The following is a 16,132-nucleotide window of genomic DNA, read 5'->3' as shown; positions in this document are numbered from 1 at the left end:
GCCGGAGGCGCGACAAATCAACAGAGTGGGAGGGCCGAGCGCTGGCCCTTACCACGGACTCCGATAGGAGCTCAGATGAAGCGCAGCAAGAACTACCGCAACGCGACCGAGAAGATCGACCGGGACAAGCTGTACAGCCCCTTCGAGGCCGTGAAGCTGTCCAAGGAGAACTCCGCCACGAAGTTCGACTCGACCGTCGAAGTCGCCCTGCGCCTGGGCGTCGACCCTCGTAAGGCCGACCAGATGGTGCGTGGCACGGTCAACCTGCCGCACGGCACCGGTAAGACCGCCCGGGTGCTGGTCTTCGCCGGAGGCGCCAAGGCCGACGAGGCCCGTGAGGCCGGCGCCGACCTCGTGGGAGCGGACGACCTGATCGAACGGATCCAGGGCGGCTTCCTGGACTTCGACGCCGTCGTCGCGACGCCGGACATGATGGGCAAGGTCGGCCGGCTGGGCCGGGTGCTCGGCCCGCGTGGTCTCATGCCGAATCCGAAGACCGGCACGGTCACCATGAACGTGGCCAAGGCCGTGACCGAGATCAAGGGCGGCAAGATCGAGTTCCGGGTCGACCGGCACGGCAACCTGCACTTCATCATCGGCAAGACGTCGTTCGACGACCGTCAGCTGGTGGAGAACTACGCGGCGGCGATCGATGAGATCCAGCGGTTGAAGCCGTCGGCGGCCAAGGGCCGTTACGTCAAGAAGGCGACGATGACGACCACGATGGGGCCGGGCATTCCGGTCGACCCCAACGCGGTCCGCAATCTCACCGCCGAGCTCGACGAGGCCGCGGCGGGCTGACCACCTGCGTGAACACGGAAAAGGGCATCCCCGCCGAGGGGGTGCCCTTTTCGCTTCTGCGGACCGGTGATTTCTCCGCCCTGAGGGGTACCCGATTTCGGTGCTTTGGTACCACCGGGGGATGCCCCCCAGACCGGGCGGAAGCAGACTGGGGTCAACCAGGTCGGCCACGATGAACCGGCAGCCGGCATCGGCAACGAGGAAGGAACGCATTCATGAGTCGTCGAATCGTGGCGGGGGCCGCGGCGGGAACCGCCCTCGTCCTCTCCCTCACCGGATGTATGGGTGATTCGGGCGGGCAGACGACCAACGGGGGTATCAAGCTCACCGCCGCCGAGGCGGTCGCCAAGACCTCCCAGAAGACCGGCCAGGCCGATTCCTTCAAGGCCGACCTCACCGTGACCGGCAGTTCCGGCGCCGGGGCGACGAAGATCCATGCTACCGGGCAGTTCAGGACCCGGCCGGCCCTCGCCTTCACGGCCAGGCTCGACCAGGCCGGCCTCGCCGGGCGGTCCCTGCCGGGCGTCGGAGGCCAGGCGGTCTTCGTCGACGACATGCTGTACGTGAAGTCCCAGCAGCTGTCGAAACTGGTGGGCGGCAAGCCCTGGATGAAGATCGATGTCAAGGCGATGGGCCGGCAGACCGGAGTGGACGCCGGCCAACTGCTCGACCAGGTGCAGAAGGTCGATCCGGCCGAGCAGACCAAGATGTTCACCGCCTCCAAGGACGTCCGTACGGTCGGCCAGGAGACCATCGACGGGGTGAAGACGACTCACTACGCGGGGACGGTCACCGTCGATGAAGCGCTGAAGCAGTTCGACGCCGCGGCGCGTGCGAAGCTCCAGCGGGTGTATCCGGAGAGCGGCGCGGACCAGAAGATCAGCTTCGATCTGTGGACCGATGGGGATCAACTGCCGCGCAAGCTCGTCTCGCGGTGGGATGGAACCAAGGGTGAGAACGGTTCGGTGACGATCCTCTACCGGGACTATGGGAAGGCGGTCAAAGTCACCGCGCCGCCGGCCCGCGACGTGCAGGACTTCGACCTCGGCGACCTGCTCGGCGGCCGGGCGAACTGACCGGAAGCGACCTGTTCGATAACCCGCAAAGGGCGCCCAGTTTAGGGTGCCTTTTGTGGGTTATAGGTCATTCGCGAGCGTTGCACCAGATAGCATAACTGGTCCGATAAGGTGCCAGGACAGCGGCATTACGAAAAAGCGGGCAATGAGGAAGGAATCCTTCGTATGATTCGTCGATTCGTCGCAGGCACCGCCGTGAGTGCCGCGCTCGCCCTCTCGTTGACCGGATGTCTCGGTGAGGACTCCGGCGGCAAGGCCGATCTTGGCAACACCGTCAACCTGTCCGCTGCCCAGGCGCTCCTGAAGACCTCCCAGAAGGCCGGGGAGATCACCTCGTTCAAGGCGGACGTGTCCGTGGAGTCGGGCGGGACCGGTGCTGAGAACGTCAAGGCGTCGGGCACGGCGCAGTACCGCCTCAAGCCGACGCTCGGCTTCACCATGACGTTCAATCAGATGAACGTGGGCGGTGAGTCCATGGCCGGCATGGAGCAGGTGCTCGTCGACAAGACGCTGTACATGAAACTCCCCATGCTCGGCGAGGTCGGCTCCGGCAAGCCGTGGGTGAAGATCCCGCTCGACACGATCGGCAAGGCGTCCGGGTTGAACATGGACCAGATGCTCCAGCAGTCGCAGCAGATGGACCCGGTGCAGTCCACGAAGCAGCTGACCGCCTCCAAGGACGTGCGCGAGGTCGGCAAGGAGACCATCGACGGCGTCCAGACCACCCACTTCACCGGCACCTACAGCGTCGCCGACGCCACTGCCAAGCTGGAGCCGGCGCAGCAGGAGGCGGCAAAGAAGGCCGCCCAGGTGACGGGCCTGGACAAGATGGCGTTCGACCTGTGGGTCGACGGCCAGCAGCTGCCGCGGAAGATGGCGTTGAAGTCGGCGCCGGGCGCCAAGACCCCGATGAGCGTCACGGTCGTCTACCGGGACTACGGGCAGCCGGTGACCATCTCCGCGCCGCCCGCCTCCGAGGTCGGGGAGTTCGGCGACCTCCTCCAGAACGTGCCGAGCCCCGGCGCCAGCTGAGGCCCCACCTCGAACGCCGGGAACCGCGCCCCACGGCCCCTGCCGTGGGGCGCGGTTTTGCGGTACGGGCGGATGGCACGTACTCTGTGCAGTGCCGAAGACCGCCGGTCGTCATCCGCAAGGATGGTCGAAGGTCCCGCGACAGCGGGCGGCCCGCGCAGGTGAGACGAGAGTCGTTCCGCACGATGATGGCCGTGCGCGTACGCCCCGTGTGCACCTGCACCGGGGCGTTTTTGCTGTAACGGGGCCGCCACCGGACCCTGGTCGACGGCGGGGCGCAGGATCACGCCCTGGTGAGGGGCGTTCGCCGCGAACCACACGTGATCGTGCGGCTCTACTCATGTTTGTTGGGAAGGAGGCCCATGGCGAAGGCGGACAAGGCGGCCGCGGTGGCCGAGCTCACGACCGAGTTCGAGAGCTCCAACGGCGCCGTGCTGACCGAGTACCGCGGGCTCACCGTGGCGCAGCTCAGCGAACTGCGCCATAACCTCGGTGACAACGCGAAGTTCGCCGTGGTGAAGAACACGCTGACCAAGATCGCCGCGCGCGATGCCGGGGTGGAGGGACAGCTCAGCGAGCTGCTCCAGGGCCCGTCGGCGATCGCGTTCGTCAAGGGCGACGTGGTCGAGGCCGCCAAGGGCCTGCGTGACTTCGCCAAGGCCAACCCGCTGCTGGTGATCAAGGGTGGTGTCGTCGACGGCAAGGCGATGACCCCGCAGGAGATCACCAAGCTCGCCGACCTCGAGTCTCGTGAGGTGCTCCTCGCGAAGCTGGCCGGTGCGATGAAGGCGTCCATGGCCAACGCGGCCGCGACCTTCAACGCCCTGCCGACGCAGCTGGCCCAGCTCGCGGAAGCGCTGCGGGTCAAGCGCGAGGAGGCCGGAGAGACGAGCGAGGCGCCGGCCGACGCAGCCCCCGTGGCTGCCGAGGCGCCCGCCGAGGCGGCCCAGTCCACCGAGGACTGAGACCCGGTCGTAAGACTTAGCAACCAAGCACCACCGGAGGAACACACCATGGCGAAGCTCAAGACCGAAGAGCTGCTCGACGCGTTCAAGGAGATGACCCTCCTCGAGCTGTCCGAGTTCGTGAAGCAGTTCGAGGACGTCTTCGACGTCAAGGCCGCCGCGCCCGTCGCGGTCGCCGGCCCGGCGGGCCCCGCCGCAGCGGCTGATGAAGAGGAAGTCAAGGACGAGTTCGACGTCGTCCTCGAGGCTGCCGGCGACAAGAAGATCCAGGTCATCAAGGAGGTCCGCGCGCTCACGAGCCTCGGCCTCAAGGAGGCCAAGGACCTCGTCGACGGCGCGCCCAAGGCGCTGCTGGAGAAGGTCAACAAGGAAGCGGCCGAGAAGGCCAAGGAAGCACTGGAGAAGGCCGGCGCGACGGTCACCGTCAAGTAACCGACTCCGCACACGCAGGCGGTCGCCCCACGGGGGTGGCCGCCTCTTGTGTTTCCCGGGCCGGCCTCAGGGCCGCGGCGCCACTTGCCCTCGCCGCTGTTGGATCTTTGGTCTAATATGTGGCAGCAGTAACGATCCGCTTACGTTGGGTCGCTCGATGTGGGAAGGTGGATCGAACCCCCTTCCATTTCTGGGATTCCTGGCTACGGTGGTTGCACCCGGTGTTGCTACTGGCCAGTAGCCGGCGGGGTCGTCTCCCACGCGACGACGATCCGGCGACGGGCACCGGCGATGGACAACCGAATCAGCTCGCCTATTGATCCGGAACCCCCGGCTGGACGAAAGGTGACGAGTGGGCGTCGAGATCAGGGTCGAAGGACTCACCAAGGCCTTCGGACGTCAGACCATCTGGGCGGACGTGTCACTGACGCTCCCCGCAGGAGAGATCTCCGTGCTCCTCGGGCCGTCGGGCACCGGTAAGTCGGTGTTCCTGAAGACGCTCGTCGGCCTGCTCAAACCCGAGCGGGGTCACATCTGGATCGGCGACCGTGACCTCCCGAGGCTGTCCGAACACCTGCTGTACGAGACCCGCAAGCTCTTCGGGGTGCTGTTCCAGGACGGCGCGCTCTTCGGCTCCATGAACCTCTACGACAACATCGCCTTCCCGCTTCGCGAGCACACGAAGAAGAGCGAGAGCGAAGTCAGGCGCATCGTCATGGAGAAGATCGACATGGTCGGTCTGGTCGGCGCCGAGGGCAAGCTGCCCGGCGAGATCTCCGGCGGCATGCGCAAGCGCGCGGGGCTCGCCAGGGCCCTCGTTCTCGACCCCGAGATCATCCTGTTCGACGAGCCCGACTCGGGCCTCGACCCGGTCCGCACCGCGTATCTCAACCAGCTGATCGTGGACCTCAACGCCCAGATCGGTGCGACGTTCCTGATCGTCACCCACGACATCAACACGGCTCGTACCGTCCCCGACAACATCGGCCTGCTGTTCCGGCGAGAGCTGATCATGTTCGGGCCGCGCGAGATGCTCCTGTCCAGTGACGAGCCGGTCGTCCGGCAGTTCCTCAACGCCCGCAGGCACGGCCCGATCGGCATGTCGGAGGAGAAGGACGTCTCCGAGCTCGAGGCCGAGGCCAAGCTCGGCCACGACCCCGGGCAGCTCCCGCCGATCCCGCCGCAGCTGATGCCGACGGACGGGCGGATCCGGCGGTCCCAGTCGCCGCCCGGATCGTGGCTGAAGGCGCACGGCGTACAACCGCCGCCGGGCTCGTTCGTCGACGACCTCGGTCGCGACTGGGTGCGTGAATGGCCGCGCTACGTCGCCTCCATGACTCCAGTGGCCGGAGAGCCATCGGTGGGAGGCCCTCGCCGATGACCCGCCCCGCACCACGGCGCGAGGGGCAGGCGGACCGCAAGGGCAACGGCTTCACGTCGGGTTTCGGTTCCGTCACCGACGGCGCGGCCAACATCGCGGTCAAGGAGCCCGGCCGGTTCTTCGCCCTCGTCCTCGACACCTTCCGGGCCACCGCCAAATGGCCGTTCCAGTGGCGGGAGTTCATCCAGCAGGCGTGGTTCATCGTCAGCGTGACGGTGGTGCCCACGGCGCTGGTCGCCATCCCGTTCGGCGCGATCCTGTCACTGCAGGTCGGCGGCCTCATCCGGCAGCTCGGCGCGCAGTCCTTCACCGGCGCCACGGCGGTAGTCGCGATCGTCCGCGAGGCCAGCCCGCTCGTCACCGCGCTGCTCATCGCCGGCGCCGCGGGTTCGGCCATGTGCGCCGACCTCGGCGCCCGGAAGATCCGTGAGGAGATCGACGCCATGGAGGTGCTCGGGATCAACCCGCTGCACCGCCTGGTCGTACCGCGCATGTTCGCCTGCGCGTTCGTCGGGCTCTTCCTCAACGGCCTGGTGTCGGTGGTCGGCATCTGCGGCGGTTACGTCTTCAACGTCATGCTGCAGGGCGGCACTCCCGGGGCCTACCTCGCCTCCTTCAACGCCGCGGCGCAACTGCCCGACCTGTTCCAGGCCGAGCTCAAGGCGTTCGTCTTCGGGATCACCGCCGCGCTGGTGGCGGCGTACAAGGGACTCAACGCCAAGGGCGGTCCGAAGGGCGTGGGAGACGCGGTGAACCAGACCGTGGTGATCACGTTCATGCTGCTGTTCCTGGAGAACTTCCTGATCAGCGCGCTCTACTTCCAGTTCATCCCGCAGAAGGGGATGTGATGACAACCCCCGGAAAGGTGGGACGAACGGCTTCGAGGGTCGTCAACCGGCCGCTCGAGGGCCTTGAGGATCTCGGTCACCAGCTCAGCTTCTACGCGCGGGCCATCGCCTGGACCCTCCGTTCCATCCGCCGCTACCGCACCGAGATCCTGCGGCTGCTCGCCGAGGTCAGCCTCGGCACCGGTGGGCTCGCGGTCATCGGCGGCAGCGTGGCGATCGTCGGCTTCATGACCTTCTTCACCGGGACCGAGGTCGGCCTGCAGGGCTACAACGCCCTGAACCAGCTGGGAACGGCGGCCTTCACCGGTTTCGTCTCCTCGTACTTCAACACGCGCGAACTCGCCCCCGTCGTCTCGGCGCTGGCGCTCTCGGCCACCGTCGGCTGCGGCTTCACCGCCCAGCTCGGGGCCATGCGGATCAGCGACGAGATCGACGCGCTCGAGGTGATGGCGGTGCCGTCGGTGCCGTTCCTGGTCACCACGCGGCTGATCGCGGGCATGTTGGCGGTCATCCCGCTGTACGTGATCGGACTGCTCGCCTCGTACTTCGCCACCCGCCTGATGGTGACGATCTTCTTCGACCAGTCGACCGGCACCTACGACCACTATTTCAATCTGTTCCTACCGCCGTACGACATCCTCTGGTCGTTCGGCAAAGTGATCGTCTTCGCCATGCTGATCATGCTGATCCACTGCTACTACGGTTTCCACGCCAGCGGCGGCCCGGCCGGCGTCGGCCTCGCGGTCGGCCGCGCCGTGCGCACCAGCATCGTGGTCGTCAACATCGCCGACCTGCTGCTGGGCATGGCGATCTGGGGTGCCACCACGAGCGTACGGATCGCGGGGTGACGGCGCGATGACCAAGGTCGAAGCCCTGCCCGGCGGCCTGTCCCAGCGGGTGCGATATCGCCTGTACGGCATCGCGTTCGTCCTTGTCGTTGCGCTGTTGCTCGCGCTGACCGCCGCGCTGTTCAACAAGACGTTCACCCCGGTCGTACGAGTGAAGGTGAACAGCGACCGGGCCGGGCTGCAACTGCTGCCCCGGTCGGACGTCAAGGTGCGCGGCCTGATCGTCGGCGAGGTGCGCGGAACCCGCGCGACCGCGAACGGCGCCCAGCTCGACCTCGCGCTCGACCCGGACAAGGCGCACCTCATCCCGGGCAACGTGCAGGCCCGCATGCTGCCGAAAACACTCTTCGGAGAGAAGTACGTCGACCTGGTGCTGCCGGCACAGCGCGGCGCGGCCATCCGCAGCGGCGCGGTGATCGCGCAGGACAGGTCCACGGTGACGGTCGAGGTGAACCAGGTTCTCGACCACCTGCTGCCCCTGCTCCAGGCGGTGAAGCCGGAGAAGCTCAACGCGACCCTCAACGCGCTCGCCACCGCGCTGCAGGGACGCGGCGACCAGCTCGGGCACAACCTCGAGCAGGCCGACTCACTGCTCAAGAAGGTCAATCCCAAGCTCGGGACGCTGGTGTACGACCTGCGCGCGCTGTCGGAGGTCTCCGACGTCTATGACGCGGCCGCGCCGGACCTGCTGCAGACGCTGCGCAACCTCAACGTCACGGGGTCGACGATCGTGGAGAAGAAGGCGGCGATCGAGGCGCTGATCCCCGCGGTGACCGAGGTGTCCGACAAGGGCACCCGGTTCGCCCAGGACAACGGCAACAAGATCGTGGGCGTGAACATCGCCAACCGGCAGGCGCTGGAACTGGTGGCGAAGTACTCGCCGTCGTTCCCCTGCGTCCTCGCCGGCCTGATGAAGATCAAGCCCCGGGTCGAGGACGCGGTCGGCGGGAAGTCGCCGGTCATCAATCTCACGGTCGAGATCGTGAAGCCGCGGCCCGCCTTCAAGAGCCCACTCGACCTGCCGGAGTACAAGGACCATCGCAATCCCCGCTGCTACGGCCTGCCGAATCCGAAGGTGCCCTTCCCGGACTACATCGGCCTGGACGGCACCGAGGACGACACGTGGTGGAAGGCCGGGCCGAACGGGCTGCCCTCGCAGGGAGGGCTCGACCAGGCGCCACCGGGTGGGCTCGGCCGGGCGACGTCGGGGGTGCTGGTGCGGCCCGGGGCCGAGATGACCGAGCAGGAGGCCGTCAAGAACGTCGTGGCGCCGTTGCTCAGGACGCCGGCCGGCGAGGTCTCCGACCTGGCCGCACTGCTGTTCGGCCCGCTGACGCAGGGATCGGTGGTGACGGTCGGGTGAGAACCTCAACGGCGGCGATCAAACTGCTGGTCTTCGTGGTGGTGACGTCGATGGCCACGGGCGTTCTGGCCATCACGATCGCCAACACGCGATTCGTCGAGAGCCGGACGTACCGGGCGGTCTTCACCGACGTGGCGGGGTTGCTCAAGGGCGACGACGTGCGCGTCGCCGGCGTTCGCGTCGGGCAGGTCGAGAACATCAGGCTCCACCAGGGCAGGCAGGCGCGGGTCACCTTCTCGGTGGCCAAGGAGGGTACCTTCGCGGCCGGGCTGCCGCGGTCGGTGCTGGTCCAGGTGCGCTACCGAAACCTCATGGGGCAGCGGTACGTCGCGCTGTCGGAGGGCCCCGGCGCCGTGGGCGACTACCTGCCGGCGGGCGGCACGATCCCGGTGTCGCAGACCCAGCCGGCCCTGGACCTCACGGTGCTGTTCAACGGTTTCCGGCCGCTGTTCCGCGCGCTCGAGCCCAAGGACGTCAACAAGCTCGCGTTCCAGATCGTCCAGACGCTGCAGGGCGAGGGCGGCACAGTCAACAGCCTGCTGGCGCACGTGGCCTCGCTCACCAACACCCTCGCGGACCGGGACCAGGTCATCGGGAGCGTGATCGACAATCTCAACAAGGTGCTGGGCACGCTCGATCAGCGGTCGACGCAGGTGAGCCAGCTCATCAGCCAGTTGCAGAGCTTCGTCTCCGGGGTGGCCGGCGACCGCAAGGCGATCTTCGACTCGCTCGGGTCCATCAACGAGCTGACCGGCGCGACCTCCGATCTGCTGAGGGACGCCCGCCCGTCGCTCAAGACCGACATCTCCGAGCTCGGCGACCTCGTCCAGACGCTCGGTGACAACGGCAAGACCCTCGACACGGCACTGCGCCGCACGCCGGACCGGCTGAACGAGCTCAACCGCGCCTCCTCGTACGGCTCCTGGTTCAACTTCTACCTGTGCGGTTTCGACGCCCGGATCGTGCTGCCCGGGGGGCCCGCGATACAGACACCCGCGGTCGTGAACGAGAACGCGAGGTGCAAGTGATGGTGCGGCCCTTCAGGGAGCGCAACCCCGTCCCCATGGGCCTGATCGGCCTCGGCGTCATCGTCGCGGGCCTGGTGTTCGCGCTGAACCTCCAGAACATCCCCTTCATCGCCGGCGGCACGACGTACAACGCGGCGTTCGCCGAGGCGGCCGGGCTGAAGAAGGACGAGGAGGTGCGGATCGCCGGGGTCAAGGTCGGCAAGGTCACCGGCCTCAGGCTCGAACGCGGCCACGTACGGGTCGACTTCCGCGTGGACGACGGCGTGCGCCTCGGCGACCTCACCCGAGCCGAAATCAAGATCAAGACGGTGCTGGGGGCCCACTACGTGTCGCTCGACCCGCGCGGGCCCGGCCGGCAGGACCCCGAGCGGCAGATTCCGGTGTCGCGTACGGCGACGCCGTTCGAGATCGTGCCGGCGATCAGCGAACTGAGCGAGCGGGCCGGCGACATCGACACCAAGCAGCTGGCCCAGTCGCTCGACGTTCTGTCGAGCACCTTCGAGAACTCGCCGGAGGAGATCAAGGGTTCGCTGCGCGGGCTGCGGCGGCTGTCGCAGACGATCTCCTCGCGCGACGACCAGCTGCACGAACTGGTCGGACGGTCGAAGAACGTCACCAAGGTCCTCGCCGACCGCAACGCGCAGCTCGTCAAGCTCGTCGAGGACGGCGACAAGATCCTCCGGGCCGTGCAGGCCCGGCGCGCGGTGATCCACCAGTTGCTGGTCAACACCGTGACCCTCACGCAGCAGGTCAACGCGCTGATCTCGGAGAACGACAAGGAGATCGGCCCGATGCTGGCCAACCTGCAGCGGGTGAACAAGATCCTGCTGAAGAACCAGGACGACCTCGACCGGACCATCCGCCTGCTCGCGCCGTACGGCCGCCAGTTCACCGACGCGACGGGCAGCGGACGCTGGTTCGACAGCTACATCCAGAACCTCGTACCCATCCCCGCCTCGATCCAGAAGTCGCCGGTCGGCGGTTCCGGTCGGCAGCGGACACCCGAGAGCCGGTCGCCGTCCACCAACCCCTTGCCGTTCCTCCCTTGACCGCCGTGCGCAGGAAGGTACACGTGAAGCCCGCAATCATTCTCCGCCTCGGCGTTCTGATCATCGCGGTGGCGCTGATCGCCAGTGCCGTCGCGGCGCTGTGGCCGGGGGCCGAGCAGCGGCGCCTGACGGCGTACTTCACCAGTGCGGTCGGACTCTATCCGGGCGCGGACGTGCGCATCCTCGGCATCCAGGTCGGACGGGTCACCAGCGTCACGCCGGTCGGCCGGTCGGTCAAGGTCGAGTTGGCCTACGACGCCCGCCAGAAGGTTCCGGCGAACGCTCAGGCGGTCATCGTCAACCAGTCGCTGGTGGCCGACCGCTACATCCAGCTCACGCCGGTCTACCGGGGCGGCCCGGTGCTCGCCGACCAGGCCACCCTCGCGCTCACCCGCACCGCCGTCCCGGTCGAGGTGGACCAGGTCGCCGGCAGCCTGAACGACGTGGGCAAGGCGCTCGGGCCGGACGGCGCCAACGCCAACGGCTCGCTGTCGCGGCTCCTGCAGGTCGGCGCGACCACCCTCGACGGCCAGGGCACCGACATCCGGCAGACGATCAGCGACACCTCGCGCATGCTCAGCACGCTGAGCGAGGACCGCGGTGACGTCGCGGCGACCATCGAGAACCTCCGCCAGATCACCGGCGCGATGGCCGCGAACGACCAGCAGATCAAGCAGTTCACCCAGAACCTGTCGAGCGTGTCGACGCAGTTGTCCGGCGAGCGCGAGGAACTGAGCGCGGCCCTGCGCGCCCTCGGGCCGACGCTGCGCAACGTGACCAGGTTCGTGAAGGGCAACCGCACCCAGCTCGCCGCGAACGTGCGGCAGCTGGCGCAGATCACCTCGGTGCTGGTCAAGGAGAAGGGCGCGCTCGCGGAGTTCCTCACCACCGCGCCCACGGGCCTGAGCAACCTGGCCAAGGCCTACGACCCGATCAGCGGCACCCTGGGCACGCGCGCGGACCTGCGGCAGTTCCACGACATCGCGCAGTGGATCTGCTCCCTGGCGTTCTCGCTCGGCACGCCCGCGAAACAGTGCGAGTCGCTGCTCGGCCCGCTCAACCCGGCGGGCAAGGCGCTGACCTCGCTCTCGCTCGACCTGTCCTGGATCACGGCGATCACCACGCACTACGACCCGATTCCGCCGCCGCCGGACGCCTACGGCCCGGACGACCGCCGCGGCCAGACCGGCCAGACCGGCCAGGGCGGCGAGGGCACCCGGACCGGCCAGGGGGCCCAGGGCAGGCAGGCGGCCGGCCCGAGCGGCCAGGGCGACGGCGCCGGCCGGCCGGATCAGCGGAGCACCTCGCCCCAGGGGCTGTCCGCACTGCTGGGAGGTACCCCGTGAAGCGCAGGCTGGCGGCGGCGGTGGCCGCGACGGTGGCGCTCGCGGTGCTGTCGGGCTGTTCGTTCCGCGGCGCGGAGTCCCTTCCGCTGCCGGGCGGGCCCGACCTGGGCGACAACCCCTACGAGGTCGAGATCGATTTCGCCAACGTGCTCGACCTGGTGCCGCAGTCGGTGGTGAAGGTCAACGACGTCTCGGTCGGGAAGATCACCGACATCCGGCTCGACGGCTGGCACGCACGCGTCAACTGCAAGATCCGCAAGGACGTGAACCTTCCGGACAACGCGATCGCGTCCGTCGGCCAGACCAGTCTGCTGGGGGAGAAGTACGTCCAGTTGTCGGCCCCTTCCGGGGAGGCGGCGCAGGGGCGCCTCGGCACAGGGGACGTGATCCCGCTCGCCAGGACCTCGCGGAGCACCGAGATCGAAGAGGTGCTGTCCGCGCTGTCGCTGCTGCTCAACGGCGGCGGGCTGGAGCAGATCTCCACGATCACCAATGAGCTCAACGCCGCGATGGAGGGCCGTACCGACACCATCAGGGACGTGCTGCAGCGGATCAACACCTTCGTCGGGACTCTGGACCGCAACCGCGGCGCCATCACCCAGGCCCTCGACAGCCTCGACCGGCTGAGCGGCAAGCTCGCGGCGCAGCGGAAGACGATCGCCGACACCATCGACCGCACCGGCCCGGCGATCAAGGTGCTCGATCAGAACCGGGCCGACCTCACCAAGATGCTGGTCAGCCTGGACAAGCTGAGCAAGGTCACGACGCGGGTGGTGAACCAGTCCAAGGCCGACCTGCTGGCCAACCTGCGGGCCCTCCAGCCGATCCTCCAGAACCTCAACAAGGCCGGCACCGACCTGCCGAACAGCCTGGAGATGATGCTCACGTTCCCGTTCCCGCCCTCGGTCGCCAACGCCCTCCGCGGTGACTACGCGAACATCCACATCACGCTCGACCTGGACCTGAAGAGCCTGACCCAGAACCTGCTCGGGGGCACCGCGCTCGAGGGCCTGGTCAAGCAGGGCGACCAGATGCGCTCGCTGATCAAGCCTCCGAGCCTCACCTTGCCGCAGACGCCCCCCGGCGTGCTCGACCCGACCCCCGGCGCACCGGGCACACCTGGCGCACCGGGCACTCCGGATCCCGGCCGGTCGACGCCCCCCGGTGTCGTGCCGCGGCCGTCCTCCACCCCGGACCCCGGGCTGTACGACCTGATCATGGGAGGACTCAGTTGATCATCAAACCCGGCGTGAAGATCCAGTTGCTGGTCTTCGCGGTGATCACGGTCCTCGGGGTCTGCTACACAGGCATCCGCTACATCGGGATCGGCGGCGGGCTTCTCAACCGGTCCTACGTGGCCTATGTCGATCTCACCGACTCGGGCGGCATCTTCACCGGCGCCGAGGTGACCTACCGCGGCGTGCCCGTCGGCCGGGTCGGGCCCATCGAGCTGACCAGGGACGGCATCCGGGTCAAGGTCACACTGCAGCGCGGCCGGCACATCCCGCGCGACAGCATCGCGGTGGTGGCCAACCGGTCGGCCGTCGGCGAGCAGTACATCGACCTCCAGCCGCGCGCGGACGGCGGGCCCTACCTCGACACCGGCGACGCCTACACGATCCCGCGCGAGCGCACCAGGCTCCCCGTGTCCACCACGGAGCTCCTCGGCAACGTCGACCGTCTCGTGTCCTCGGTGAACCCCCGGGATCTCGGCGTGATCGTCGACGAGCTCGACAAGGCGTTCTCGGGCTCCGCGGCCGACCTGCAGGCGATCCTGGACTCCAGCGACCGGCTGCTCGAGACGGCCGAGAAGAGCTACCCGGCCACCGCCGAGCTGCTCGACAACGGCAAGGTGGTCCTGGACACCCAGCGGTCACAGGGCACGAACATCCGCAACCTGGCGCGGAACCTGAACGATCTGACCGCGCAGGTCCGCCACGACGATCCGAGCCTGCGCTCGGCCATCGCCAACACGGCCCCCGCGGCGCAGCAGGCCGGCGGCCTGATCGACGATCTGACGCCCACCCTGCCGGTGCTGCTGGCGAACATGACCACGACCGGGCAGGTCCTCACGTCGAGGATCGACGGGCTCCGGCACCTGCTCGTCCTCTACCCGATGGCCCTGGCCGGTTCGTTCACCGTGACCCCCGGCGACGGCACCGAGCACTTCGGCCTGGTGATGAACGTCGACTCCCCGCCGCCCTGCACCAAGGGCTACGAGAAGACCAAGATCCGGTATCCGCAGAACACCAAGCAGGTGCCCGCCGAGACCAAGGTGGGCTGCACGCTGCCGAAGGACTCCCAGCAGGTCGTCAGAGGCGCTCGCAACGCCCCGGCGCCGCGCCCCTACCCACAGGTGCCACCCGGGGCAACCGAGGGCGCGGGAGAGCCTCCTGGCGGTGCGCAGGGGGGTGCCGGCTCGCAGGCCTCCGGTGAGGAGCCGGGCGCCACCGCCCGACAGTCGACCTCTGACGGATCGGTACAGATGGCCGGATATGACCCGGTGACCGGAGTCGTCTACGGTCCTGATGGCAGGCGGTACGAGATGAGTTCGGCCGGTGGACAGCAACGTCTGTTGGGAGACGCCTCATGGAAGTGGCTGCTGCTCGGGCCACTGGCGCAATGACCGGGACCACTGACGGGGCGATGGGCGACTCGACCGGCCGGGCGCCGGGCGGGCCGCTGGCCGGCGCCGTGGGGCGGCTCGTGGCCGCCGTGCTCACGATCGCCGTGATCGGGCTGGCGGTGGCGGCGAGCTCGCTCGGCCTGTCGGTCTGGCGGGCCCGGGACGCCGCCGACCGGGAGGCGGGAGCCGAACAGGCGGCGCGCCAGACCGCCGTCAACATGGTGAGCATCGACTACCGCAACATCCAGCAGGGCATCGACCGGGTGCTCGGCGGCATGACCGGCGACATCAAGAACCAGTGGGCCACCCAGGCCAAGACCATCTCCGACACCGCCACCAAGAACCAGGCGACCTCCACGGTGCAGTCGGTGCGGGCCGGGGTCGTGTCGATAGACGGCGACTCGGCCGAGGTCATCGTGGCGGTGACGGCGGTCACCAGCAGCCCGAAGGTCAAGCAGGCGGCCCCCCGCTACTACCGGTTCTCGATGGATCTCAAGCGGGTCGACGGCCGCTGGCTCGTCTCCAAGTTGGGGCTGGTTCCATGACGACGTTGATCAAGCGCAGGCGCTCGGCCTCCGGGGAGACCGAACCCGAGAAGACCGACGCCGCTGACGAGGACACGCCCGCCGGCTCGGCGCCCGCCCGGAATCGGGGATCGCGGCTTCGGATCGCCCCGGGAACCCACATCGCCCCGGGAACGCAGATCCTCGCCGTTCTCGTCCTCGTGGCGGCCGTGCTCGCCGCGGCGGTGGTGAGCCTGAACGCCAAGAGGAACGACCTGAGGAACGTCGACGAGGCGTCGCGCCAGGCGGTGCACGCGGCGTCCCAGGCCGCACGCGACCTCTCCTCGTACGACTACCGCACGCTCGAGTCGGACTTCAAGACGGCGACCGGCCAGACGACCGGGAAGCTGCGCACCGAGTACGCCGCGCTGGCACAGCAGATCCGCGCGACGGCGATCCAGCAGCAGGCGATCTCGCAGACCACCGTGATCAAGGCCGGCGCCGAGAGCGCCTCGGCCCGCCAGGTGACGGTGCTCGTCTTCGCCAACCGCAGCGCGACGACCACCGCCAGCCCGAACCGCCTCCCCGAACCGCTGCGCATGCGCATGACGATGGTCAAGGTCGAAGACCGGTGGCTGGCGTCCGACCTGCAGGTCCTCTAGCGGCAGCACGCTGATGACCGCGCCTCCGGCGCGCCGGTTCGATCACAGGCCGTGGACGTGGCCCTGCGAGGGGCGCGGTGTCGTCTGGACTGAGGAGCGCCGGGCGCGAGGAACGAGCGACCGGCGCGACGAGGGAAGACGGCACCTCGAAGCGCCCCGAGCCGCCGAGCCG

The 16,132-nt window shown here is 68.4% G+C and carries 16 protein-coding genes; all 16 read left to right on the top strand.

Features of this window, described 5'->3' with window-relative positions; genetic code table 11:
- Window positions 1-75 precede the first annotated feature (75 nt).
- The 16 genes from rplA to HKK72_RS26325 all read left to right on the top strand — a co-directional run bounded on the left by rplA (window position 76) and on the right by HKK72_RS26325 (window position 15,960).
- A complete protein-coding gene (gene rplA / locus HKK72_RS26400; protein ID WP_187237129.1) occupies window positions 76-801 on the top strand; it encodes a 50S ribosomal protein L1 in 726 nt (241 codons plus the stop codon).
- Window positions 802-1,016: 215 nt separating this feature from the next.
- Entirely contained in the window at window positions 1,017-1,877 is an 861-nt protein-coding gene (locus tag HKK72_RS26395; RefSeq protein ID WP_187237128.1) for an LppX_LprAFG lipoprotein, read from the top strand.
- Window positions 1,878-2,042: 165 nt separating this feature from the next.
- The gene (locus HKK72_RS26390) at window positions 2,043-2,909 is read left to right on the top strand and encodes an LppX_LprAFG lipoprotein (protein ID WP_187237127.1); all 867 of its coding nucleotides are present in this window, start codon (window positions 2,043-2,045) and stop codon (window positions 2,907-2,909) included.
- A 362-nt stretch (window positions 2,910-3,271) separates the two neighbouring features.
- The gene (gene rplJ / locus HKK72_RS26385; RefSeq protein ID WP_187237126.1) at window positions 3,272-3,874 is read left to right on the top strand and encodes a 50S ribosomal protein L10; all 603 of its coding nucleotides are present in this window, start codon (window positions 3,272-3,274) and stop codon (window positions 3,872-3,874) included.
- A gap of 48 nt (window positions 3,875-3,922) precedes the next feature.
- The gene (gene rplL, locus HKK72_RS26380; protein WP_187237125.1) at window positions 3,923-4,306 is read left to right on the top strand and encodes a 50S ribosomal protein L7/L12; all 384 of its coding nucleotides are present in this window, start codon (window positions 3,923-3,925) and stop codon (window positions 4,304-4,306) included.
- Window positions 4,307-4,658: 352 nt separating this feature from the next.
- Window positions 4,659-5,687: an ABC transporter ATP-binding protein gene (locus tag HKK72_RS26375; RefSeq protein WP_187237124.1), complete on the top strand. Its 1,029-nt coding sequence runs from the start codon at window positions 4,659-4,661 to the stop codon at window positions 5,685-5,687.
- A complete protein-coding gene (locus tag HKK72_RS26370) occupies window positions 5,684-6,535 on the top strand; it encodes an MlaE family ABC transporter permease (RefSeq protein WP_187237123.1) in 852 nt (283 codons plus the stop codon). The genes HKK72_RS26375 and HKK72_RS26370 overlap by 4 nt, the downstream gene beginning before the upstream one ends.
- Entirely contained in the window at window positions 6,535-7,383 is an 849-nt protein-coding gene (locus HKK72_RS26365; protein ID WP_187237122.1) for an MlaE family ABC transporter permease, read from the top strand. Before HKK72_RS26370 ends, HKK72_RS26365 begins: the two co-directional genes overlap by 1 nt.
- A 7-nt stretch (window positions 7,384-7,390) precedes the next feature.
- Window positions 7,391-8,746: an MCE family protein gene (locus tag HKK72_RS26360; RefSeq protein ID WP_187237121.1), complete on the top strand. Its 1,356-nt coding sequence runs from the start codon at window positions 7,391-7,393 to the stop codon at window positions 8,744-8,746.
- Window positions 8,743-9,774: an MCE family protein gene (locus tag HKK72_RS26355; protein ID WP_187237120.1), complete on the top strand. Its 1,032-nt coding sequence runs from the start codon at window positions 8,743-8,745 to the stop codon at window positions 9,772-9,774. Before HKK72_RS26360 ends, HKK72_RS26355 begins: the two co-directional genes overlap by 4 nt.
- Window positions 9,774-10,823, top strand: coding sequence for an MCE family protein (locus HKK72_RS26350; protein WP_187237119.1), 1,050 nt, complete (start codon window positions 9,774-9,776; stop codon window positions 10,821-10,823). The genes HKK72_RS26355 and HKK72_RS26350 overlap by 1 nt, the downstream gene beginning before the upstream one ends.
- Before the next feature lie 23 nt (window positions 10,824-10,846).
- Window positions 10,847-12,169 carry an MCE family protein gene (locus tag HKK72_RS26345; protein WP_315987458.1) on the top strand — a complete coding sequence of 441 codons (1,323 nt, stop codon included), beginning with the start codon at window positions 10,847-10,849 and terminating at the stop codon, window positions 12,167-12,169.
- Window positions 12,166-13,404: an MCE family protein gene (locus HKK72_RS26340; RefSeq protein ID WP_187237118.1), complete on the top strand. Its 1,239-nt coding sequence runs from the start codon at window positions 12,166-12,168 to the stop codon at window positions 13,402-13,404. Before HKK72_RS26345 ends, HKK72_RS26340 begins: the two co-directional genes overlap by 4 nt.
- The gene (locus tag HKK72_RS26335) at window positions 13,401-14,795 is read left to right on the top strand and encodes an MCE family protein (RefSeq protein WP_187237117.1); all 1,395 of its coding nucleotides are present in this window, start codon (window positions 13,401-13,403) and stop codon (window positions 14,793-14,795) included. Before HKK72_RS26340 ends, HKK72_RS26335 begins: the two co-directional genes overlap by 4 nt.
- Window positions 14,792-15,340 carry a nuclear transport factor 2 family protein gene (locus HKK72_RS26330; RefSeq protein ID WP_187237116.1) on the top strand — a complete coding sequence of 183 codons (549 nt, stop codon included), beginning with the start codon at window positions 14,792-14,794 and terminating at the stop codon, window positions 15,338-15,340. The genes HKK72_RS26335 and HKK72_RS26330 overlap by 4 nt, the downstream gene beginning before the upstream one ends.
- A complete protein-coding gene (locus tag HKK72_RS26325; protein ID WP_187237115.1) occupies window positions 15,337-15,960 on the top strand; it encodes a hypothetical protein in 624 nt (207 codons plus the stop codon). Before HKK72_RS26330 ends, HKK72_RS26325 begins: the two co-directional genes overlap by 4 nt.
- Window positions 15,961-16,132: the final 172 nt, after the last annotated feature.

The sequence above is a fragment of the Actinomadura sp. HBU206391 genome, from assembly GCF_014323665.1.
Taxonomy (GTDB): Bacteria; Actinomycetota; Actinomycetes; order Streptosporangiales; family Streptosporangiaceae; genus Actinomadura_C.
This window is presented reverse-complemented; position numbering and strand designations above follow the sequence as displayed.